A 22,644-nucleotide genomic window follows, 5' to 3' on the forward strand; every position below is an offset into this window, starting at 1 on the left:
TAAGTTTGATACTTGCTTTTAGCTTATAATTGAGGGGTGATTAAGGTGAGTCGACTTACCAATAACATCAATGATTTGTATATCGTCGATGAATCTAATGTTAAGCTTGAAACAAATGGTTACTCAGGAGATGCTATTATTAAACTAGCAAAGTTTGAAAGCTTTTATGATGATTTAATAGCTGAGCAAAATCAAATCTCTAAGCAATTAGAAGAACTTAGATTAGAAGGGAAAACACATTCAGTAAAGTTTAAACAACTTCTCGCGAACAAGATGACGAACACGAATATTTTTATTCTATTAAAGAAATACGAATTATGATTTATATGATATAATCGACATATATTTCTTTTAAGGGGTTATATCTCAAAATTCATAGACTTTAATGTAAGACTCAAAAGTTTAACTTCTTGGGTCTTTCTTTTGTGAGGAGGAATTCAGTGAAAAGTAAATATACTCTCTTGCTCATTCCACCTAATAATGCACTTGCCCGTCAAATTCAAATTTCTCTTAAAGGTAAACGAATACTGATTTCTGGACTTGCAACCCTAGGGGTCCTTATTATTTTCTTATTTTCATATAATATCTATTTATCTCATACTCTGTGGATACAAGAGGCAGATTTTAAGGCCGCCGAACAGATGAAGCTTGCTAATCAGGAAAAAGATCAGGAAATTGAACGCCTTCAGTCGGAATCTTTGAAAGCGACCCAAGAACTCGCTTCAATTCATGAACTTGAGCTGAAACTAGCTTCCATATTAAAAGTCGATCCTTCGGCGACGCAAACAAGCCGGGGAAGTACCCCGCCATCGGTACTAGCCACACGTTCAGACGAAGCGGTTTCATTAACAAATCAACTCACTCTTTTAAAACAATATTATAATTTGGCTATCGAAAAAAAGGATCAGATTAATCACACCCCAAGCATTCTGCCGGTTGAAGGGGAAATCGCCTCTTCTTTCGGTTATCGTCAAAATCCCTTCGGAAAGCGGACCGATGAGTTTCATAACGGAGTTGATATTGCGGTCAACTATGGGACTCCAGTCCATGCGACAGCTGCAGGAACGGTCACCTTTGCGGGATGGGATTCTGTCTATGGCCGTAAAGTAGAAATTGATCATGGAAACGGAATAGTCACTTTTTACGGGCATAACTCGCGCTTAAATGTTAATGCCGGAGATACTGTACAAAAAGGCGATATCATTGCGTACAGCGGAAATTCCGGACGCAGTACGGGCGCACATCTTCATTATGGAGCCCTTGATCAGGGAAAATCAATCGATCCTTTAACCTTCACAAACTTTACAAAGGAGCAATAAAACATGTGGGGAAAAGATACGTCGACTCCATTTCAAGCGGGAGCACCGGAAATGACCTATATTGCTGCCGAATGCGACTTTTCAGGAAAGATTATGATCAAAGGGAATGCTCGAATTGACGGTCAATTTGATGGAACTGTAGAGGTAACAGGAGACTTAGTAGTTGGACCGAGTGCAGTTGTGAAGGCAAATATACTGGCGGCTACCGTAAATATTGCAGGGGAAGTCCGCGGCGATATCACGGCAAAGGAAAAACTTGAACTGAGTTCAAGTGCTCGATTATATGGAGATATTTGTACCCATCAGCTAAAAATTGATCAAGGGGCTAAGTTTGTCGGAACGAGTCGACTTATGGAGGAATCGGAAAGCAGCTGAGTGAAAACTTATATTGTAAACTTGCTTATTACATTTTGAAGTTCTGAAGCCATTGCGGCTAGGCTTTGAGCAGACGTGGCAATTTGCTCCATAGAAGCTGTTTGTTCCTCAACGCCGGCAGAAACGGTTTGGGCGTGGGAGGATGTTTCCCTGCTTATATTATCGATTCGTTCAGCCGAGGTTAATATTTGTTGACTGCCGCCGGCGATTTGCTGAATGGTCGCTGAGATTTCTTGCATTTGTGCGGTAACAGTTTCGATGAGTCTGGAAATTTCATTAAAGGATTGTTCAGCTTCATTAACAACTTCAATACCTTCGTTAACATTTTTAACTTCATCTTGCACAGCCGTTACAACGGTGCCAATATTGCTGTTGTTTTGGTGAATTAAAGAGGAAATCTGTTGAGTTGCTTCACGAGATTGTTCTGCAAGCTTGCGGACTTCATCCGCAACTACAGCAAATCCTCTTCCATGTTCTCCGGCCCGGGCTGCCTCGATCGCTGCATTCAAAGCAAGTAAGTTTGTCTGCTCTGCGATTCCAGTGATTAATTCACTAATATTGCTGATTTGTTCAGAACTCGCAGAGAGTTCAGTGATACTCTGGTGAACGTTATTTGTTCCGTCACTAATATTGTTCATTTGCTGAATGACACGGACCAGCGCTTCTTTTCCGGCTTGGGTCGTTTCTATGGTCTTCGTCATGGAGTCGGTAATTTCGCTGGTGCTTGCTGCGGCTTCCTGTGTGCTTGCCGAGATTTGGGCGATGGCAGAGGAAGTTTCATCAATGGCACTGGATTCTTTTTCTGTTGCTTGTGCCACTTTTTCAATTGCAGCGGCAATTTCATTTGCTGCTTGTGTATTTTCTTCGGTGATTGCACTTAATTCGTCTGAAGAAGCGGTGACTTGTTCAGCGGACTGAGAAACGTGCTTTACAAGTGTATGTAAATGGTCTTTCATCGTGTTAAAACTAGCTGCGAGTTGATGTGTCTCATCGTGATTGCTGATTTTTATGTCAGGGGCAGTCAAATCACCATTGGTAACTTGTTCTACGCCTGCTAGGACTTTTTTAAGGGAATTGGAGATTATTGTTGTGATGATATAACCAAGAAGCAGTCCTAAAAGGGTTGCGATAATGGGCAAAAATACAACGATTTTTTTAACTATTGTATTAGCTATATCATTTCTCTCTTTTGTCGTTGCTGCTTGTTGGTCACTATAATTAGAAAGCTCATCCAAGGTTGTATTGATCGAGTCCAATTGGGATTGAGCCTTGTTTGTAAAATTGAGATATGCTTCATTAAATTTACCTTGATCGATAAGATCCATAGATTTTTGCCGTTCGATTTTATAAGCGCTGACTTCTTGATCAAGCTTTGTTAATCTTTCTTTTTCATAAGAGTCTGAGGCTAATTTAACGTAAGAACCGTAGCTTTTGGCAAAGCTGTCAGAGCTTGTTTGAATTTCGGATTGAAGCTTTTTTCGTGTGGTATTATCTTGGGCCAAGAGGTAGAGAAAGAATGTAGATTCTCCCGTTCGGGATTGAACTTTGGCATCATTGATATAGCTAACAGACATTAAAGAATTGGAATACATTGAATCCAGCTGGGCGGTAACTGATGTCGTCGAAATGTAGCCGACAAAGCCAACAAGCCCTGTGAAAATCGACATAAGTACAACGATAGACAAAATTTTAGTGCGTATCTTCCAATGTTTAAACGATTTCATGATAAATTCACTCCTAATTTTATTGCATTATAACCTTTTCAAGAAATAGTTCGACTAATTGGGGATCAAATTGCGTTCCTGCGTTCTTTTTTAGTTCTTTGATAGCTTCTATTTTGGGTAAGGCCTTGCGGTAGCTGCGATCGTTCGTCATCGCGTCATAAGCGTCAACGATGGCATTAATGCGAGCGAAAAGAGGAATTTGATCTCCTTTTAATCCTCTCGGATAGCCGTGCCCATCCCATCGCTCATGATGAGCTAAAACATTTTCGGCAATACTTTTCATATTTAAATTGCAGAGCATTTGATAGCCAAGCCCGGGGTGACGTTTAATTTCCCGCCATTCTCCGGCGGTAAGCTTTCCAGGCTTATTCAGGATTTTTGGGTCAAGTTTAAACTTTCCGATATCATGAAGAAGGGCAACATTTTTTAGATCAGTGATTTGTTGATTGGATAAGCCTAAGGCTAGACCCATTTCCTGACATAATTCATTGACCCGATATGAATGTTGTTTTAAATCCTCATCTTTTATATGTAGTGTTTTTACATTTAGAGACGTTCCTTCTATTGATTTGCCCATAATTCGACCTGCTCTTCTACAAAGTTTCCTAAAACGACATAATTAAATAAGTATAGAACTAATCAAAAGTGTTTTCAATGAATTAAAATGAAGTAACATAATTAAAAATTGAGCGAGTATTTATATATTTTCTGATATCTATTGATCAATTTTTTTGATTCCTCCTTCATTATTTTTTTGCTGATTTTATATTATCAACAATAAATAAATATCTCCTGAGGATATCCTGAAAATTGGTTTAAAAAAACCTGAAGGATTGCTGAAATGTTCTAAAAAGCTTAACATTTAAGACTAAATATTCAATAAGAAAGCAAATCAGGAAGCACTTAGGAGAGGGAAGACTTCTTAGCCTAATGTCGAATAGATATTTTATCGTAACGGTTATAACATGGGAGGGAAAATAATGTTGTGGAAAGAAAGCTTCCGGACGAGCGTAGACTTGATCGACGCCCAGCATCAAGAGCTCTTTCAACGCGTAACTAATTTTTTACAGGCGATTAAGGCTGAAGGTCAGTGGACTGAAAAAATTGCACGCGTCAAAGAAACGTTGACGTTCATGGAAAGTTATGTTGTTGAACATTTTTCAGATGAAGAAGTTTACCAACAAAAGATTAACTACCCGGCTTATGAAGAACATCATATCCTTCATGAAGAATTTAAAGCCGACGTATTTAAATATGCTCAAAAAATGGCTGAGGCTAATTATAGCGAAGAGATTGCGCAGGAGTTTGCAGGTAAGCTTCTGGCTTGGTTGATTTATCATGTTTCTAAGGAAGATCAAAAAATCGGGGAATACGCTCGTCAGAGAGGGGCACAATAATGAACCCAGAGCTTATCAATCCCTTTTTGCAAGCGACTTATGATGTTTGTAAACAAATGTTTAATATAGAAATAGAGAGTCGGGAAATTAAAAAAACGGAAGAGTTATATGTCGGTAAGGAATTAAACGTTTTAATTTCAATTATTGGTGATGTTTTAGGTTCGGTGACGTACAGCTTCCCCAAAGAGACCGCTTTAGAATTGGTTAATTTGTTATCCGGAATGAATATGCAGGAGATTGATATTTTTGTTACTTCCGCACTAGGGGAAGTTGGAAATATCATCAGCGGGAATGCTGTAAGTTATTTAGCAAAAATGAATCAAAAGTGTGACATTGCGCCGCCGCAAGTGATTCTAGGTGAAAACCGTTCCATTTCTTTAGCGAATAAAGAATCAATTGTAATTACGCTCCAAACAAAAATCGGAGAATTCACAATCAATCTTGCGTTAAAGGGTTAAGTTAAAGGTTAGTTAATAAGTAGGCAAGATTATATAATTAAATTATTTAGGACATCAATTTTTACTGAGTAGATTTGATGTCCTTTTACAAATAAAGGAATTCATATTAATGAATAATTATACTTGCCAATGGAAGAGAGGATAAGTAAAATATAGAGGTAGTGAAAGTGAAAATAAGAACAAAGTATAAGAATATTCAATAAATATAAACTTATTTCTCAAAAAAAGGAGAATAAGAGCATGGAAAAATTGATTGAAGGTGTTGTTTTAGAAGTTAATCAGGAAATAGCGACGGTAAAAATCAGCCGCCATAGTGAATGCAGCAATTGCGGGGCTTGTCCGGGCGACAATGCCATAATCCTTGAGGCTGTCGATACAATCGGAAGTAAAGCAGGGCAGCGCGTTTTAATCCAGAGCAAAGAAACGAATATGCTTTTAGCTGCCTTTTTAGTTTATATTTTCCCCTTGCTTGCAGTTGGACTGGGAATAGCAGTCGGGTATTACATGACTTCCTTAATTACAGTTTCCCCAACGTTATCGATGACCCTTGGCGGGGTAATCTTCGGTTTGGCGGCGATTGTGATCATTAAACGCTTAGATCTATCGCTCCAATCTGAAAAACCGATGATTATAAAGACCATTAAGTAACCAAAGGAGGGGCTCAGATGTTTGGCAAAATGAAGTGGGGCATTCATCCGAATACCCACAAAGCACCAACGGAAGGGAAAGCCATTGAAAGCCATGAATTGCCGGGTAAAGTCATTCTTCCTATTCGCCAGCACATTGGTGCGCCATGCGTACCTATTGTTAAAAAGGGCGACCAGGTTAAGAAGGGACAACTTATTGCCTCGGCCAGCGGACCAGTATCCAGTAATGTTCATGCCACAATTTCGGGAACAGTTGTTGATGTTTCTGACCAACCCCATCCATCCTTGGGAAAATGTTTAGCCATTATCATCGAAAACGACGGGTTAGATGAGTGGGAAGAAGGGCTTCTGAAAGAACGCCAGTGGGAAAAACTCAGTAAAGAAGAAATGCTTGAGATCATTAAAAATGCGGGTATTGTAGGACTTGGCGGAGCAACGTTCCCTGTGCATATTAAACTCAATCCGCCCAAAGATAATCCGATAGATACTTTGATTATCAATGCAGCAGAATGTGAGCCGTTTTTAACCGCTGACCACAGGATTATGCTCGAAGAGTCAGAGCGCATCATTACGGGGATTTTAATGATCCAAAAAATCCTTGGCGTCGATCGGGTGATCGTCGGTATCGAGGACAACAAAATGAATGCCGTTCAAGCGATGAAAGAGGCGGCAGCAGAGCGAAACTTGAAGTCGTTGCTGTTCCCACACGATATCCTCATGGATCGGAAAAAATGTTGATTAAAACCCTCCTCAATCGTGAAGTTCCTTCCGGTAAACTCCCCATGAGTGTCGGTGTAGTCGTTCAGAATGTCGGCACAGCGATGGCAATCTGTGATGCGGTTAGAAACGGTATCCCTCTGATTGAAAGAATTGTTACCGTGAGTGGGAGTGCCATTCAAGAACCCAAAAACTTAAGGCTTCGGATTGGAACTCCTTTCGCCGCAGCAATCGAACAGTGCGGTGGTTTAAAGAGTGCTCCTGAAAAATTGATTATGGGCGGCCCTTTTATGGGAATGACGCAGTATACCACTGAAGTCCCGATCATTAAAGGAACGAATGGTATTCTGGCTTTTACTGAAGAAGAAATCAATGATGGACCGGAATCTCCGTGTATTCGCTGCGGCCGATGCCTTGAAGGCTGCCCGATGGGTTTGAACCCAAGCATGCTGAGTATTCTTGGCGAAAGAGGGTTAGTTGACGAAGCGATTAGCGAATATCATTTGCTTGATTGCATGGAATGCGGCTGCTGCAGTTTTATCTGTCCGGCTAAACGAAAGATTGTTCATTATATTCGGTATGCTAAGAAAATGTCGGCTCTTTCTGCGCAAAAGGGAGGGAAATAAATGAGCACTGAAATTCAGGTACAACCCAATAAAATGATTGTATCCTCCTCACCGCACATGTTTGACAATACCTCGATTCCCAAAATTATGTGGACGGTTGTCCTTGCCCTTATACCGGCAGTTATCTTTGCCATTTATCATTTCGGAATTCCAGCCCTGCAAACTTTAACCACAGGAAGTATTTCCGCTGTTGTCTTTGAAGCTGTTGCCCAAAAAGTTTTGCGTAAACCCATTACGATTAAAGACGGCAGTGCCTTCTTATGCGGTCTCCTGATGGCAATGACTTTACCGCCGGCAGTTCCGCTTTTTGTGCCGATTGTCGGTTCGTTCATTGCGATCGTTGTGGCCAAGCATTCGATGGGCGGATTAGGCTTTAATATTTTTAATCCCGCGCATATCGGCAGGGCTGCATTAATGGCTTCGTGGCCTGTTCTGATGACCACCTGGACGAATGTTTCGACGAAGGTGGATACGTTTACCAGTGCTACACCGCTTAATATTTTAAAACAACAAGGGTATGATGAATTAATTCACCTCTTCGGAAGCCAGCAACAAATGTATAAGTCGTTATTTTTCGGCTTGAGAAATGGCAGCATTGGCGAGACATCGGTTCTCTTGCTGCTTATCGGCGGTCTTGTCCTTATTTATAAAAAATATGTGGACTGGGTTGTTCCTGTATCGATGATTGGTACAGTAGCTGTGCTCACTTGGATTTTTGGACCCCACGGATTATTTACAGGAGATCCTCTTTTTCATATTATGGCAGGCGGTCTGATGATTGGGGCCTTTTTCATGGCTACAGACATGGTCACAACTCCAATTACCCGCAAAGGAAAGGTTATCTTTGCGGCAGGCTGCGGCTTGATTACGGTTCTGATCCGGCTTGTCGGAGGATACCCTGAAGGAGTGTGCTATTCCATCCTCCTCATGAACAGTGTAACCCCTTTGATTGATCGTTTCATTCAACCTGTTCGATATGGAAGGAAGTGATCTGACCCATGAATGCAGAGAATGCCGCTAAAAATAACAGTGTCTTAAAAATTGCGTTAAACCTTGCCGGAGCATGTGTGATCTCGGGAATTATCATTGCGGTTATTTATTTTCTAACGATTGATATTGCCAATCAAAAAGAAATCGAGTTGCGGAATCTTTCGCTGAAGAGCTTAGTTGCGGAAGCAGATAAATATACGCCGATTGATGGAAAGACAGACTGGTACACGGCCTCCCAGGGAGGAAAGGTCATTGCTTATGTCGTTCCTTCGGAAAGTAAAGGATATGGCGGTACGATCAAGATGTTGGTCGCTGTTGGGCCGGATAATAAGGTCATTAAATACACAATTCTGAGTGCCAGTGAAACCCCGGGATTAGGGGATAAGGCCTCGAAGCCGGCCTTTTCCGATCAGTTTGCCGGTAAGACGGTTGATAACCTGAAAGTAACGAAGGATCCGAGTGACAAAGAAGATATTCAGGCGATCAGCGGTGCAACAATATCCTCCAAAGCGGTAACCTTAGCTGTGAAGAATGCGGTCGATGAAGTCAGCAAATTTGCGAAAGGAGGAAATTGAGATGAAGGAGCTCTGGAAAATATTTTCCAAAGGACTGGTTCTGGAAAATCCAATCTTTGTCTTAGCTTTAAGCCTTTGTCCAGCTCTTGCGGTAACTACGTCTGTTATCAACGCTTTAACTATGGGGCTTTCCGTAACCTTTGTTATGTCGATGAACAATTTAGTTGTCTCCATCACACGGAAGTGGGTTAATGCTAAGGTGCGTGTGCCGATTTATATCACGTCGATTGCTACGATTGTCACGGTTGTTGAATTATTATTAAAGGCATTTTTGCCGCTGCTTTATAAAGATTTAGGAATTTATCTTCAACTTATCGTTGTATTTGCAATTATTCTTGCAAGAGCTGAAGTCTTTGCGTCTAAGAATTCACCGGTTCCGTCGTTCGTGGATGGGTTTGGCATGGGCATGGGTTTTACTTTATCCATGGTCATCGTCGGTACCATAAGAGAGTTGATCGGCAATGGCAGTATTCTGGGAATCAATGTACTTGGCCAGGCTTATCAACCGGCATTGATTATGATTCTGCCCCCGGGTGCGTTTATTTTTATTGGCTATCTGGTCGCAAGCTTTAAAATCTTGAATGAGCATTTGGAAAAACGTCAAAAAGCAAGGGGTGAGACCGTATGAACGAATATTTACTCCTCTTTATCGGCGCGGTTATTGTTAATAACTTTGTATTAACCCGTTTCCTCGGTCTGTGTATTTTTTTCGGGGTATCCAAGAATCTGAATGCCTCTATCGGGATGGGGATGGCGGTGACTTCTGTTATTACGTTAAGTTCGATGTTCGCTTGGATGGTTTACCATTTTATATTGGTTCCGCTTAACGTCACGTTTTTAACAACGATTGTTTTTGTCCTTTTGATTGCCAGCTTTGTTCAGCTGCTGGAAATGGTGATCAAGAAATATGCTCCTGCTTTATACAAGATGTGGGGAATTTACTTGCTCCTCATCGCTACGAACTGTGTTGTTCTTGGAGTCCCCTTGATCAACGTTGAATCCAATTTCTCCTTTTTAAAAAGCTTGGTTAACGCTGTTGGATCGGGTGTTGGTTTTGCTGTTGCCATTATCCTGATGGCAAGCTTAAGGGAAAAATTAAGACTGGCGGATGTACCGAAATCACTGGAAGGATTGGGAATTGCATTTATCCTTGCAGGCTGTCTGTCCCTCTCATTTTTCGGTTTTTCCGGAATGATTAAATAGGGAAGGGTAGGGATAAACGCATGAATACAGTAATTAACATTATCGCAGTAATGGGCTTAGTTGGGTTATTCTTCGGACTCGTTCTCGCCTTTGCCAACAAAAAACTCGCGATGGAAATGAATCCTTTGATTCATAAAGTTGAGGATGTTTTGCCCAAAGGGCAATGCGGATCCTGCGGCTATGCGGGATGCCAGGCTTACGCTGAGGCTGTTGTCTTAAATGATGATGTTCCGGTAAACCTCTGTATCCCCGGTAAAAAAGCCGTCGCGGATAAAGTGGCTGAGTTGACGGGAAAAGTTGCGGCAGAAGTCGAGGCAAGAGTGGCTCATGTGAAATGCACCAATCCGATCAGTACTTCCGGAAAGAAATTTATCTATACCGGGGTTCAGGACTGTATTGCAGCTAATTTGCTGCAGTCAGGTCCTAAAGAGTGTGAATATGGATGTATCGGTTTAGGAACATGTGTCAAGCAATGCAAGTTTGATGCCCTTACTCTGAATGAACAGGGGCTGCCCGTTGTGGACAAAGCAAAATGCACGGGCTGCGGCAGTTGTGAAGCAGTATGTCCGAAAGCCGTTATCAAGATGATCCCTGTGGATGCTCATGTTGCAGTTTCCTGTAATTCACACGATAAAGGAGCGGTTGCACGGAAGTATTGCTCTACAGCCTGTATCGGATGCGGCTTATGTAAAAAACAATGTGCGTATGAGGCCATTCAAATGGAAAATAATCTGGCGGTTGTCGATCCCTATGTATGTATGGAAAAATGCTCAGAGCAGGTTTGTTTGGGAAAATGCCCGACGAAGGCAATCCAAGCCTGTACAGTCGTTGCTTTAAAATTGAAAGCCGTTTAAAAGCCTGCCTGAATTAATGGTATAATCCAAGTATTGCATCGCATCCTATAGTAAGGAGGATTTTATGAAAAACCTGAGGAACATTCTTCTTATTATAAGCGTTATTACCGTACTCCTCTTTACGACAGCTTGCGGGATCAGTCAAAATGAGCCCGTTCAAACTGAGGATTTTGCGATGGGAACCATTATTGATCAGAAGGTGTATGGGGGCCAGGCACAAAAAGCTTCAGCCGAGGTTTCTCAGAAAATTAAGGATTTAGATGCTTTGCTAACGATCAGTCAACCCGGCGGAGATGTTAACAAGCTCAATGATAACGCAGGTAAAGGGTACGTAGAATTAAACTCGGAAACCATTAGTATTTTGAAAAGTGCACGTAAGATTTCAGACTTAAGCAGCGGGGCTGCCTTGGATATAACAGTAGCCCCGCTTGTTAAAGCCTGGGGAATAGGAACAGAGCATGCGCAGGTTCCTGCACCTGAGACGATTAAACGGCTTCTTCCTTTGGTAAATTATCGAGATGTTGAAATTGATGAAGCTGCAAATCAGGTTCGTTTGCTTAAAACGGGTGAAATGGTGGATCTCGGAGGAATTGCCAAAGGCTATGCCGGTGATGCTGCGCTTGAAATCTATAAGAAAAACGGAGTGACTTCAGCTTTCGCCAATTTAGGCGGGAATGTGGTTGTCCTGGGAAACAAACCGGACGGAACTCCATGGAGTGTCGGTATTCAAAATCCGCGGGCCCAGAACGGAACGATTGTGGGTGTTGTTCATGTTGCCGATAAAGCCGTTGTCACGTCAGGTGATTATCAGCGCTATTTCACCCAGGACGGGAAACGCTATTGCCATATTCTTGATCCGCATACGGGTTATCCCGCGGATTCAGGGCTAATGAGCGTGACGGTTGTTACTTCGTCTTCAACGGATGCTGATGCGCTTTCAAAAGCTTTTGTTTTAGGTTTAGACAAGGGGATGGAGCTTGTCCAGCGTTATGGTAAGGCAGATGCTATTTTTATAACGAATGATAAAAAGATCTATGTCACCCCGGGACTGCAAGGGAATTTTCAATTAGAGGATGAAACTCATGAATATACGGTTGTTCAAAAAGGGTGATCTGCTCTTAATTTTCGGTATAGGTGTCCTTGCTGTTCTTTTCTTAGGCTGGAATACGTTTGGAGCACGTCTAAGCACCAATCAACAACTCACGGCGGTTATTAAGCATAACGGCCAGGTAATTCAACAAATTAATCTGAGCAGCGTTAAAAATCCTGAGACATTGACATTTAATTATGAAGGAATTAGACAGGTTATTGTGGCAGAAAAGGGACGAATCCGGTTTTCGGAATCGGATTGCCCGGATAAAATTTGTGTCAAAACGGGATGGTTAAACAAACCTGGAGATAAATCCGTATGTATGCCCGCAAAGGTTGTCATAACTATCGTCGGTGAAAATAAGAAGGTTGACAGTATTGCGTACTGATCAGGAGAGAAATGAATAAGAAAAAAAGAGATGCTGTTATCATCATTCTCATCTGTAATGCCATCTTAATATCCTTATTGGAACTTGTCATTCCGGTTCCGATTCCAATCCCGGGAGTCAAGCTTGGCCTGGGTAATATTATCACGGTCATTGCCATTGCTTTTCTCGACTTCAAGGCTGTCCTGCTTATCGTCATTCTAAAATGCCTCGTCGTGGCTGTTCTCAGCAAGGGAATAACCATGCTGCCCTTCAGTTTGGCTGGAGGTATTTTAAGCGCCTTAGTTATGGCTGTACTTTATAAAAAGCTGTCTCGCTTTTTAAGCATTAAAGGAATTAGTATTGCGGGTGCGATGGCACACAACTTAGCTCAGCTGACGGTTGCCTCATTGATCCTCAAAGAAATTGTCATTATGTATTACCTTCCTATTCTTCTCATTTCATCAATCATTACGGGTTTAATTACCGGAAGTATTAGTGAATTGACCGTTCGTGAAGTTAAAAGAAGAGAGATCTTTTCTGAAGTGAACGATTCTTAGCTGATCAAGGAAGTGAACTTGTCATGCTCGAAAATTCAATGGATATAAAATCGAAAAATGTAGAGTTGGATGTTGGCATAAAAGGCATTCTTGCCGTTCTTCTCATGGCGGCCTCTGCCTTTTGCCAAGGACATCTTGATTTTATAATTTTTTCTTTATATTTACTGGCTGTTACCATACTCTTAAGAAGTGATCTCCGGTTTATCCTGAAAAACCTGATTTCCTACGGAGTTATTTTTATTTTACCGTATTTTTTGGGTTTGCTTTTATCTTTACTGGCGGGCATGTTTATACCCTATACGACATCCATAAATCATTTGCGGGTTACAGAAACCTTGATAAGATTGGGCAAAGTATTTTTTATCTGGTATATCGGCAGCCTGTATTTTTTTACGACCCCTTTTGAAGAAATTCTGATCATGCTCAAGACAGTTTTATCTCCTTTGAATGCAATAGGTATTCCTATATTAAAATATTTAAATATGATGATGTGTATAATGAATGAACTGACAGAATCAATAAGCCGGTTTAAAATGGATATACTAGAAGAGGTTCGACAAATTTTTAAAAGTCAGCATATAGGATTTAAAGTAAAAATCAGCAGTTTAGCTAACATTCTTGTTTCGTTCATCGCAAATTCCTTGCAGAAAACGGATGCTGTTCAAAAGCAGGTTGAAATGATAAAGATTAATGCGTATGTCTATAAAATGCGCTTTTCAAAAAACGAAAGCCTGGGAATTTTGAGTTTCATTCTTTTACTTTTCTTTTTAGAAAAGTAGGGTAACTTTTATGTCAAACGGTCATAAAATAGGATGAATAGAAGAGGAATCCTGAGGAATACGAGCGAAAGCGGAGATTTTTTTATACTCTTCCCGTATCCTTTTAGGAAATGCGGGAAATTCTATTTTTTTGTTGACAACCTGCAACTTTATGCTAAAATTGTTTTCGATGGGAATTTGGGTCACCGGACGTTCGTTCGGCTCGGATTCCTTCCATTTTGTAAAAGTAAAAGGGGGCAACGATGACAAAATGAGCAATTGTCTGGGACGTCATGTGTTGGCTGAGATCTATGGTTGTAGTTTCGATGTTCTCAACGACAGGGAAAAGGTCGAAACGATCATGGTCAACGCAGCCCTGGAAGCAGGTGCAGAAGTACGTGAAGTTGTATTTCACAAGTTCAGTCCACAAGGAGTCAGCGGTGTTGTCGTTATTTCAGAATCACATTTAGCCATTCATACGTGGCCGGAACTTGGATATGCAGCTGTAGACGTCTTCACATGCGGGGATCGTGTCAATCCCTGGGATGCCTGCAATTATTTAACCGAACAATTTAAGGCAGGTCACATGACCGCAACCGAAATGAAACGCGGAATTGTAGAGGATCCAAAGGAAGCGGTAAATCTTTAGGAGGGATATTTATTTTATTCCAGACTAAGATGTCGGCTAATTAGTAGGCCTTGTAACAGATGAGTTGCAAGGTCTATTACTTTTGGGGATATTATTTTATCCGCATGTAAAAAATATGTCATATTGAGTCTGATAAGCACTTCTTTGCAGGAATTTGCAATTATCTATAGAATAATACTTGAGTTACGCTCAAAAGTTAAGGAGAGATGGTTTTGTTCCCACTCAAAGAAAGCTTTATGAGAGAGCTTGAAGAGATTAAAGCCAGATTAGCTCAGGAAATACGGTTTAAAGCCGCTGAATTCAAAGAGCTTATTGAGTTATCCAGCGACGATTTAGATGAAAATGTATGCCCTTTAATTGTGTTGGCTGTGAATCGCTCGTTTGGAGGGAATGTCCGCCCGGCAGTCTCGCTGGCAACGGTCGTACAATATATTTTTATGGCCGATCAGGTTCATCATCTTATGAACGATTCCTTAGACCTTGAAGAGGGAAAAAGACAGTTCCCGGTATTAGTGGGAGACTTTCTCTATGGAAAGTTTTTTTTAAGCCTGTGTAAGGGTAAGCTTTTACATTTCCTGTCTCCGTTAGCTGGGGTGATCGCGACCATGAACCAGGGTGCTATCTCACGCTGGCTTGGGGAAAAGGGAAAAATTGGTGAAAGTGAACACCTTAAAATATTGGAGATGGAACGTGCAAGCTTAACGGGTCAAGCCGCACGTTTGAGTGCTGAGCTGGCAGGCTGCTCGGAAAAGGATCAAAACCGCTGTGAGGCTCTGGGTTGGGAATTAGGAGTAGCTTGGGCAGCCTGGCGCGACCAGATGGGCAAAAAGGCTGTTCGGCAATCTCTTGACCGAGCGAAACAAATACTAATGGAATTGCCAGAGAATGAGGTCATACCTCTTTATGAGCTTTACCATTACATGGAGAGGAGCTTGGGAGAGGCCGTATGAGTAAAGTCAAAACCTTTTTAGAAATGATTAAGTTTGAGCATACTTTATTTGCTTTACCTTTTGCCTATTTAGGAGCGTTTTTGGCATCAAAGGGATTCCCGACTTTAGAAAAGTTTATTTGGATTACACTTGCTATGATCGGCGCACGTACAGCTGCCATGTCTCTTAACCGTCTAATAGACCGTTATATCGATGCTCGAAATCCTCGAACACGGGAACGAGCAATTCCAGCTGGAAAATTGGGGACGACAGAGGTTTATTTCTATACTTTACTTTCTTTTTTACTGCTTGGAGTTTCTGCCTATAAATTGAATTGGCTGGCTTTTGAATTGATGCCTATTGCCGTTTTTTTTCTTGTTCTATACTCCTATACCAAACGCTTTACGTGGGCTTGTCATCTGGCTTTAGGAATATCGTTGGGATTAGCGCCTATGGGGGCTTGGATTGGTGTTACGGGACACTGGGCTTTAGCACCGGTTTTGCTAGGTTTAGGTGTTTTATTTTGGGCTGCTGGTTTTGACATTGTCTATGCCTGTCAGGATGTCGAGTTTGACCGTAAGGAAGGGCTTCATTCCATTCCTGCGGTATTTGGAGTAACCTGGGGGTTAGAAATATCCATTGCCTTTCATGTTTTGGCTCCCATATTGTTTATTGCCGTAGGTGTTGTTTCAGGTCTCCATTGGCTGTATTTCATCGGTGTTGTGATTGCGATTTTGCTCCTTTTTCGCCAACACCGGATTATATCCGCAAGTGATCTTTCCAAAATAGGCATTGCCTTTTTTAACCTTAACGGATATTTAAGTGTCCTCCTCTTTATTTTCTCGGTTTTAGATTTAATTCTATTAAAATAGTTTTAAGGCTTGTGCGAGTATTATACTTTTGCACAAGCTAAGCTGTCTCTAGGGAGGGAATAGCATGTTACCGCTTTTTGCTCAGAGTGAGTTAAAAGATCTCATAGAAAGAGTTGAACAACGTACGCGTCTTGATTTTGAGGCGGGCGTCCGTATGATGCAAAGCAAGGACATTTTAGCACTGGGATACATGGCGAACCTTATTCGAGAACGAAAACATGGGAACAAAACGTATTTTTCAGTTCAGCAGGATGAACCTGGGTTTAAGGCAAAGGATTTTCAAAGCATTTTGGCCCATAACCAGGCTATAGCATCAAATGCTACATATATATATGGGCAGCATGAAAAAGCAGAGGATAAAGTAAATCATTTACTCCAGTTTCGAGAGCTTCAAGACAAAAATGGCAGTTTTCTTTCGTTCAGTCCTCTGCCCTTCCTTTCCAATGAAATAAAGGTAGAAGGTAATATGGGCTTGGAAGGCACAACAGGGTTTGAAGATTTGCGTATGCTTGCGGTCTCGCGAATTTTGCTGGATAATATTGATCATATCAAAGCATTCTGGCTATTTCTGGGTCCGAAGTTAGCTCAGGTGTCTTTATCATTTGGGGTTGACGACCTTGATGGCCAGGTCGTTGAAGATCATGCTTCTGCTTTGGCTGAAAAAGAGCAAGTGATGACGAAAAAATCACTGATTAAAATGATTCATAAGGCAAGGCGTCAAGCCATTGAACGGGATTCCCTCTATCAAATGATTACGGATTACGGACGTGAGGGGGGGCTAAGCGAATGACGGATCAAGGAAGGACGCTGCAAATTCTCGAAAAGCGTTTGACGGGTGATCGCCTGAATGTTGAAGAGGGAGTATATTTGCTCGAAAATGCTGAACTCTTGCTGCTGGGAGAGGCAGCGGATCAAGTCAGGAATCAAATGCACCCGGAAAAGGTCGTTACCTTTGTCATTGATCGAAATATTAATTATACCAATGTATGTACGAGTAAATGCAAATTCTGTGCTTTTTACTGTAATCCAGGCGACCCTAATGCATATATTTTGTCAAGAGAAGAATTACATGTTAAAATTGAAGAGACTTTGGCACAAGGAGGGACTCAGCTTCTCATTCAAGGTGGGTTGAATCCTGAGCTGGGGCTCGAATATTTTGAGGAAATGCTTAGAGATATCAAAGCGAATTATCCTATCCATATTCATTCTTTTAGTCCGCCGGAAATTTGGGATTTGGCAGACAAAAGCGGGTTAAGCCTTCGAGAAGTAATCAGCCGTTTAAAAGCAGCTGGACTTGATTCAATACCGGGCGGCGGTGCTGAAATTCTCGATGATCGTGTGCGCGGACTGATTAGTCCCAATAAGGTGAAGTGGCAGCAGTGGATGGAGGTTATGACGACAGCTCACTCTCTTGGCATGAAGACAACTGCGACTATGATGTTTGGCCATGTGGAGACGATGGAAGAACGAATTCTTCATATGGTTCGTGTTCGTGAGGCGCAAGAGCAATATGGCGGATTTACCGCGTTTATCCCGTGGAGTTATGCTCCTCGATATACAGAGTTGGGCGGAGAAGGATCAACAGGAGTTGAATATTTGAGAACATTAGCGGTTTCCCGCTTAATGATCGACAATGTACCCAATGTTCAGGCGTCCTGGGTAACACAGGGCGCAAAAATGGCACAACTCGCTCTTCGTTTTGGCGCCAATGATTTTGGCAGTACGATGCTTGAAGAGAATGTGGTTCGAGCAGCGGGAGTTTCTACGCGGGTTCCTTTGCAAGAAATTGTTCATTGTATTGAGGATGCGGGATATACAGCTATTCAGAGAAATACGCATTATGAGCGTTTAAAGGTTTACGGGAAGGATGTGTAAGGAATGCGTAGGCGGAAACGGGAAGACGTAAACATGCCGCTTATGGAACATATTCGTGCCTTACGAAAGGCCCTCGTTATTTCAGCTTATGCGGTTGCTTTAGGCACCGTTCTGGGCTGGGTGTTTAGTGATCAGGTTTTTGCTTATCTGGCACGCCCTGTTGTGGGACTTACCGGCGTATCCTTCGTTACGACAACACCGATGGAACCGATGATGGTTAAACTTAAGGTTTCCCTTGCGGTTGGAGTGATTGTAGCTTTACCCATCCTGATATGGCAGATTTGGTCTTTTGTCCTGCCTGCTCTTAAACAAAATGAACGCAAATATTTATATTTAATTATACCGAGCTCTTTGCTGCTTTTTCTTCTTGGAGCGGCATTTAGCTTTTATTTCGTTATTCCTATGGGAATGAGAATTTTATTGTTCGTTGGCAGCTATGCGGTTCCGACGACCTCCTTATTGACAAAATCTTCGTACTTAAGTTTTTTGATAAGCTTTATATTAACGTTCGGGCTTGTTTTTCAGCTTCCCATTGTTCTGCTGCTCTTGATTCGCATTGGAATCATAACGCCGAAGACGCTTGCCAAGAAGCGCAAATGGGCTTTTTTCATCATTATTGTCGTAGCGATGTTGGTCTCACCTACACCGGATATCCCGACTCAAGCTTTAATGGCAGGCCCGATGTATTTGCTTTATGAAATAAGTATCTGGTTAGGCTTTTTAGTGGCCAAAAACAGAGAAAAAGCCTTGAACGCCTAAAGGAGGGAATATCTTGAACTTTTCTGATCTCCTCATATTAATGGTCATTGGTTTAATCTTATTTGGGCCTGAGGATTTACCAGACGTTGCACGGGCTGTAGGAAGAATTGTTTTCGAAATCAAAAAGATGACGGGCGAAGTAACTAAGGAGTTTCAAGATGCGGTAAATACTCCTTCGAATATAATTAACCAAGCTTTAAAGGAATCCAATCCATCGAGTTCCTCCAGCGAACAGGTACAATCTGCCCAAAATAGCAGCGAGTCTGAGGAAGAGCTTCTTACCTATGACGAAGCGGAGACTTCAACGGAGCCGTCTCATCAAGATAACGATAATCCACTGTCAGAGTTGCCGAATGATATGTTGGCCTATCAGGATGAAAATAAGGGTACAAGCAGGTGAACAGGCTTGAAACAGTTATGGCTTTTTAATCAGATTAACTCGGACTTACAGCGTATTGAGAAAGAACTTCATCATTTCGTGGAAACGGATTATCCAATTCTTAACGAATCGGCTGTCCATTTGCTGGATGCTGGGGGAAAGCGCTTGCGGCCTGCATTTGCTCTTTTAGCAGGGAAATTTTATGGTTATCCCATTGACCAATTAATGCCTGTCGCCATGGCTCTGGAGCTTATCCATATGGCGACGCTTGTTCATGATGATGTGGTGGATGCTTCGACAACGCGAAGAGGGCGGCCAACAGTTAAGGCGAAATGGGGGAATATTGTTTCCGTCGCTACGGGAGATTACCTTCTTGCTCGATCATTGGAACTCATCGCCAAGATTGATCATCCGGAAGTGTCCAGGATTCTTGCCGAGGTCAGCGTTGAGATGAGCCAAGGTGAAATCCAGCAAATTAAAGCTTCTTTTGATGTGAAACAAAATCTTAAACAATATTATTATCGGATTAAACGTAAAACGGCTCTTCTCATAGAGGCAAGCTGCAAATTAGGCGCGATTGTCTCCGGTGCCCCTAAAAGGCAAGTCTGGGCCTTAGGAGCGTATGGGCATGCTATAGGAATGGCCTTTCAAATCGTGGACGATGTTCTGGATGTTACCGCTGAAGCGTCTCAATTAGGTAAACCTGTTGGGGGAGATCTGCAGCAAGGCATAATGACCTTACCCATGATTTTAGCCTTGAAGAGCACTCAGCATAGCGAACGCTTGATTAATCTATTAGGTAAAACGGATAAATCTCAATCTGAAATAGAGGAAGCAATACGTTTAATCAAAGACTCAGGAGCAATCGAGGAATCGATGCATTACGTAGACTTATATATTCAAAAAGCAAAACGGTATCTCGAAGAATTACCGAATGTACCCACACGGAAAGCGCTGGCCGACCTAGCTCAGTTTATAAGAGATCGCAAATTTTAAAGGCTACCCAATCCCGCTTTGATGTTAGGCGGGATTTTTTTTCGTGACTATCGATAAATAATCGACATGATTTTGGCAATAGTAACACAAAGCGATTCGTTGTATTACGGAAGAGAAATGAGTTCACAAAAACATCACAAAAAGATCAAGATTCAGTTATAGGAGAAATTGTATACATGGTGTAGAATTACACCTGTACATAAATACACATACTAGCAACATTATGACATGCATAAAGAGGAGTGGGGATAATGAGCGATCAGTCGGAAGGGATCGTTGAGAAAGTTTGGGACATATTTAGTTCAATGAAAACGGGGTTAGCACTATTAGGTATTGTTGCTTTGGTGTCCGGTATAGGAACATTAATCCCTCAAGAAGCGATGGATCCGCAAAAAGCTCAGTCTGTAAGTGCGATATGGAGAATGCTTGGATTTACTCATTTATATTCTTCAGTTTGGTTTCGACTTATCCTTGGTTTACTCTGTGTTAATCTGATTGTCTGCAGTATCCAGCGCTTTGGCGGGATTTACAATCAAACCTATAAGCCGAAGCTGCCGTCGGCTTCATCGACTGTACCGCAAAAAATTCAGGCTAAAATTACAGGAAAGGAAGACCAACTGCAACAAGCAGCGCTTGAGACCTTTAAGTCGGAAGGTTATCGGCTGACATCAGATGAACAAGAGAATCATTGGAGTTTTGTTGCGCAGAAGTATAGATGGGGAAATTGGGGTTCATTTATCACTCACATTTCCTTTATTGTTCTTGTTGTCGGAGCGCTCGTGGGTTCGATGACAGGCTTTAAAGGATATTTTTCCGCTGGAGCCGGCGATACACTTTCTATTAAAGATATTGAGTTGAATAGAGGAACAGTAACAGAAAATTTTAAGATCCAGATCAATTCCGTGGAGGATCGCATGCTCGCGAATGGAGAACGTGATAATTGGTATACTGATCTGAGTATTATGGAGTCAGGTAAAGAGGTTGCCCGTCAAACATTATCTGTTAATCATCCGTTTACGTACCAAGGGATAACATTTTATCAAGCCAATTTTGCCCAAGGAGGCAAATTCACAGTGGATCTGAAGGGACAGAAAATTCCCATTGTCCTTCAAAATCAAGGCGGAAACTATTATCAAGTTCCCGGGACAGATCTTTTTGTCATTTTATCGGCTTTAAAGCCTGATACAAATCAACCGGTTATTCTATATCAAGTGTATAAGGGAAATTCTCCGCAGCCTGTAAAAATGGGGCAGATGAGTAAGGGACAGACAGATGCGATTGAAAACACCTTTAATCTGACGTTTGATGGATTAGCGGGTTATACAGGACTGCAGGTCAAAAAAGATCCCGGCGTCAGTGTTGTTTGGATAGGAAGTGCTCTCTTAATGTTAGGCTTGATTTTATCGTTCTACTTAAGACCCGTAACCATTTCGGGAATTATCGAAAAGGACGAAGAGGCCACCCTGATTTTTGGGGCATTAAGCGGTAAGCTAAAATCACGAGCAGAAGAAGAGTTTGAAAAAATAAACAATAAGTTAAAAGCTAAAATAGGTTAATGCAAAAAGTTTAGTATATAGTGAGGAGGAGAAGAGAATGAGCGAATCCTTTAAAAACTGGGAAATTATTTTATTTTATCTTGTTATTACTGCCTATCTTGCGGGCACCATTGCCTACTGGTTGACGAATGTCATAAAGAAAGATTGGATGGGAAGCTTAGCCACAGGATTAACCATTGTGGGCTTAGCAGGCAACACTGCAGCAATTATTTTAAGGATGGTTATTACGCAAAGACCGCCCTTGTCAAATGGTTATGAATTTATCATGACGTTTTGCTGGGGTATAGTCGCCGTTTACCTGTTTTCTGAGTTTAAATATAAGTTAAAAGCGTTAGGAAGCTTTGTCCTGCCGATTCCCTTTCTGCTTTTAGTTTTTATTGTTATGAAAATGGGACCTGAAGAAAGAGTAGCAGGTGCGATTCCACCGGCTCTAAAAAGTCAGTGGCTGACTTTCCATGTTATAACGGCTATGCTTGCCTATGGAGCCTTTGCCATTACTTTTGGTTTAGGAATGATGTATTTACTGAAGTTGCGTGCTGATGACGAAAGCGGCAATTTAAAAGCAACAAGCTGGATATCTCGGTTTCCTTCCTTACCTGTACTCGATGAACTTGCGTATAAGATCATTGGCTTTGCTTTTCCCATGCTGACGCTCTGCATTTTAACAGGTGCTATTTGGGCAAATTATGCATGGGGAACGTATTGGTCATGGGATCCTAAGGAAACCTGGTCATTGATCACATGGATCATTTATGCCGGGTATCTTCATGCACGCTTAATGTATGGCTGGAAAGGAAAACGGGCAGCATGGATGGAGGTTTTAGGATTCGTTGCTGTTCTATTTACCTTTTTTGGCGTAAACTATTTCTTGCCTGGACTTCATTCATATGCATAAGAATCTCTAATTGCATGATAAATTAAATTCATACTAAATAATAATAGATTTAAGTAAAATGCTTTTTATAGGGGGAT

Annotated in this window: 27 protein-coding genes and 1 pseudogene; 26 read left to right on the top strand and 2 right to left on the bottom strand. The window is 41.6% G+C overall.

All coding sequences use genetic code 11. The features are described 5' to 3' along the window. Positions 1–45: 45 nt before the first annotated feature. From ACHOLT_RS10830 to ACHOLT_RS10840, 3 genes are all read left to right on the top strand, one after another. Complete coding sequence (locus ACHOLT_RS10830; RefSeq protein WP_425800501.1) at positions 46–321, top strand: hypothetical protein; 276 nt, start codon at positions 46–48, stop codon at positions 319–321. 119 nt (positions 322–440) lie between these two features. Further along, positions 441–1,319, top strand: coding sequence for a M23 family metallopeptidase (locus ACHOLT_RS10835; protein ID WP_425800503.1), 879 nt, complete (start codon positions 441–443; stop codon positions 1,317–1,319). A 3-nt stretch (positions 1,320–1,322) separates the two neighbouring features. After that, entirely contained in the window at positions 1,323–1,694 is a 372-nt protein-coding gene (locus ACHOLT_RS10840; RefSeq protein WP_425800505.1) for a bactofilin family protein, read from the top strand. 8 nt (positions 1,695–1,702) lie between these two features. On the opposite strand, the gene ACHOLT_RS10845 is transcribed toward ACHOLT_RS10840, so the two are convergent. Next, the gene (locus tag ACHOLT_RS10845) at positions 1,703–3,418 is read right to left on the bottom strand and encodes a methyl-accepting chemotaxis protein (RefSeq protein WP_425800507.1); all 1,716 of its coding nucleotides are present in this window, start codon (positions 3,416–3,418) and stop codon (positions 1,703–1,705) included. A gap of 19 nt (positions 3,419–3,437) precedes the next feature. After that, a complete protein-coding gene (locus ACHOLT_RS10850; RefSeq protein ID WP_425800509.1) occupies positions 3,438–3,995 on the bottom strand; it encodes an HD-GYP domain-containing protein in 558 nt (185 codons plus the stop codon). Between the two features lie 403 nt (positions 3,996–4,398). On the opposite strand from ACHOLT_RS10850, the gene ACHOLT_RS10855 reads away from it, so the two are divergent. The 23 genes and pseudogenes from ACHOLT_RS10855 (at position 4,399) to ccsB (ending at position 22,567) form a co-directional block, all read left to right on the top strand. Continuing rightward, positions 4,399–4,815: a bacteriohemerythrin gene (locus tag ACHOLT_RS10855; protein ID WP_425800511.1), complete on the top strand. Its 417-nt coding sequence runs from the start codon at positions 4,399–4,401 to the stop codon at positions 4,813–4,815. Continuing rightward, the gene (locus ACHOLT_RS10860; protein ID WP_425800513.1) at positions 4,815–5,273 is read left to right on the top strand and encodes a chemotaxis protein CheX; all 459 of its coding nucleotides are present in this window, start codon (positions 4,815–4,817) and stop codon (positions 5,271–5,273) included. The genes ACHOLT_RS10855 and ACHOLT_RS10860 overlap by 1 nt, the downstream gene beginning before the upstream one ends. Positions 5,274–5,513: 240 nt before the next feature. Further along, positions 5,514–5,921 (top strand): SoxR reducing system RseC family protein, encoded by a 408-nt coding sequence (locus tag ACHOLT_RS10865; RefSeq protein WP_425800515.1) that lies wholly within the window; start codon positions 5,514–5,516, stop codon positions 5,919–5,921. 29 nt (positions 5,922–5,950) lie between these two features. Continuing rightward, a pseudogene (gene rsxC, locus ACHOLT_RS10870) lies at positions 5,951–7,263 on the top strand (electron transport complex subunit RsxC). Further along, positions 7,264–8,253: an RnfABCDGE type electron transport complex subunit D gene (locus tag ACHOLT_RS10875; RefSeq protein ID WP_425800517.1), complete on the top strand. Its 990-nt coding sequence runs from the start codon at positions 7,264–7,266 to the stop codon at positions 8,251–8,253. An 8-nt stretch (positions 8,254–8,261) separates the two neighbouring features. Further along, complete coding sequence (locus ACHOLT_RS10880; protein WP_425800519.1) at positions 8,262–8,828, top strand: FMN-binding protein; 567 nt, start codon at positions 8,262–8,264, stop codon at positions 8,826–8,828. A 1-nt stretch (position 8,829) separates the two neighbouring features. After that, complete coding sequence (gene rsxE, locus ACHOLT_RS10885) at positions 8,830–9,456, top strand: electron transport complex subunit RsxE (protein WP_425800521.1); 627 nt, start codon at positions 8,830–8,832, stop codon at positions 9,454–9,456. Beyond that, a complete protein-coding gene (locus ACHOLT_RS10890; RefSeq protein ID WP_425800523.1) occupies positions 9,453–10,031 on the top strand; it encodes an electron transport complex protein RnfA in 579 nt (192 codons plus the stop codon). Before rsxE ends, ACHOLT_RS10890 begins: the two co-directional genes overlap by 4 nt. A gap of 20 nt (positions 10,032–10,051) precedes the next feature. Further along, positions 10,052–10,885 (top strand): RnfABCDGE type electron transport complex subunit B, encoded by an 834-nt coding sequence (gene rnfB, locus ACHOLT_RS10895; RefSeq protein ID WP_425800525.1) that lies wholly within the window; start codon positions 10,052–10,054, stop codon positions 10,883–10,885. 64 nt (positions 10,886–10,949) lie between these two features. Next, complete coding sequence (locus ACHOLT_RS10900) at positions 10,950–11,996, top strand: FAD:protein FMN transferase (RefSeq protein WP_425800527.1); 1,047 nt, start codon at positions 10,950–10,952, stop codon at positions 11,994–11,996. Next, a complete protein-coding gene (locus ACHOLT_RS10905) occupies positions 11,968–12,363 on the top strand; it encodes a NusG domain II-containing protein (RefSeq protein WP_425800529.1) in 396 nt (131 codons plus the stop codon). The genes ACHOLT_RS10900 and ACHOLT_RS10905 overlap by 29 nt, the downstream gene beginning before the upstream one ends. A gap of 11 nt (positions 12,364–12,374) precedes the next feature. Next, positions 12,375–12,899 (top strand): Gx transporter family protein, encoded by a 525-nt coding sequence (locus ACHOLT_RS10910; RefSeq protein ID WP_425800530.1) that lies wholly within the window; start codon positions 12,375–12,377, stop codon positions 12,897–12,899. Between the two features lie 23 nt (positions 12,900–12,922). Beyond that, on the top strand, positions 12,923–13,678 hold the full coding sequence (locus ACHOLT_RS10915; RefSeq protein ID WP_425800532.1) for an energy-coupling factor transporter transmembrane component T: 756 nt from the start codon (positions 12,923–12,925) through the stop codon (positions 13,676–13,678). 250 nt (positions 13,679–13,928) lie between these two features. Beyond that, positions 13,929–14,306, top strand: coding sequence for an adenosylmethionine decarboxylase (speD, locus tag ACHOLT_RS10920; RefSeq protein WP_425808016.1), 378 nt, complete (start codon positions 13,929–13,931; stop codon positions 14,304–14,306). Positions 14,307–14,518: 212 nt separating this feature from the next. Next, on the top strand, positions 14,519–15,256 hold the full coding sequence (locus ACHOLT_RS10925) for a geranylgeranyl pyrophosphate synthase (protein WP_425800534.1): 738 nt from the start codon (positions 14,519–14,521) through the stop codon (positions 15,254–15,256). Then, positions 15,253–16,107, top strand: coding sequence for a UbiA-like polyprenyltransferase (locus tag ACHOLT_RS10930; RefSeq protein WP_425800536.1), 855 nt, complete (start codon positions 15,253–15,255; stop codon positions 16,105–16,107). Before ACHOLT_RS10925 ends, ACHOLT_RS10930 begins: the two co-directional genes overlap by 4 nt. A 64-nt stretch (positions 16,108–16,171) precedes the next feature. Further along, entirely contained in the window at positions 16,172–16,897 is a 726-nt protein-coding gene (locus tag ACHOLT_RS10935) for an FO synthase (RefSeq protein WP_425800538.1), read from the top strand. Continuing rightward, positions 16,894–17,982, top strand: a complete 1,089-nt coding sequence (gene mqnC, locus ACHOLT_RS10940; protein WP_425800540.1) for a cyclic dehypoxanthinyl futalosine synthase — start codon at positions 16,894–16,896, stop codon at positions 17,980–17,982. The genes ACHOLT_RS10935 and mqnC overlap by 4 nt, the downstream gene beginning before the upstream one ends. A 3-nt stretch (positions 17,983–17,985) precedes the next feature. Then, entirely contained in the window at positions 17,986–18,741 is a 756-nt protein-coding gene (gene tatC / locus ACHOLT_RS10945; protein WP_425800542.1) for a twin-arginine translocase subunit TatC, read from the top strand. A gap of 13 nt (positions 18,742–18,754) precedes the next feature. Further along, positions 18,755–19,141 (top strand): twin-arginine translocase TatA/TatE family subunit, encoded by a 387-nt coding sequence (locus tag ACHOLT_RS10950; protein ID WP_425800544.1) that lies wholly within the window; start codon positions 18,755–18,757, stop codon positions 19,139–19,141. A 6-nt stretch (positions 19,142–19,147) separates the two neighbouring features. Next, positions 19,148–20,116 (top strand): polyprenyl synthetase family protein, encoded by a 969-nt coding sequence (locus ACHOLT_RS10955; RefSeq protein ID WP_425800546.1) that lies wholly within the window; start codon positions 19,148–19,150, stop codon positions 20,114–20,116. 251 nt (positions 20,117–20,367) lie between these two features. Then, the gene (resB, locus tag ACHOLT_RS10960; protein WP_425800548.1) at positions 20,368–21,672 is read left to right on the top strand and encodes a cytochrome c biogenesis protein ResB; all 1,305 of its coding nucleotides are present in this window, start codon (positions 20,368–20,370) and stop codon (positions 21,670–21,672) included. Between the two features lie 37 nt (positions 21,673–21,709). Further along, positions 21,710–22,567 (top strand): c-type cytochrome biogenesis protein CcsB, encoded by an 858-nt coding sequence (ccsB, locus tag ACHOLT_RS10965; protein ID WP_425800550.1) that lies wholly within the window; start codon positions 21,710–21,712, stop codon positions 22,565–22,567. The last annotated feature ends 77 nt before the right edge of the window (positions 22,568–22,644 follow it).

Origin of the sequence: Desulfitobacterium nosdiversum (genome assembly GCF_049860565.1) — a bacterium.
GTDB classification, from domain to species: domain Bacteria; phylum Bacillota; class Desulfitobacteriia; order Desulfitobacteriales; family Desulfitobacteriaceae; genus Desulfitobacterium_A; species Desulfitobacterium_A nosdiversum.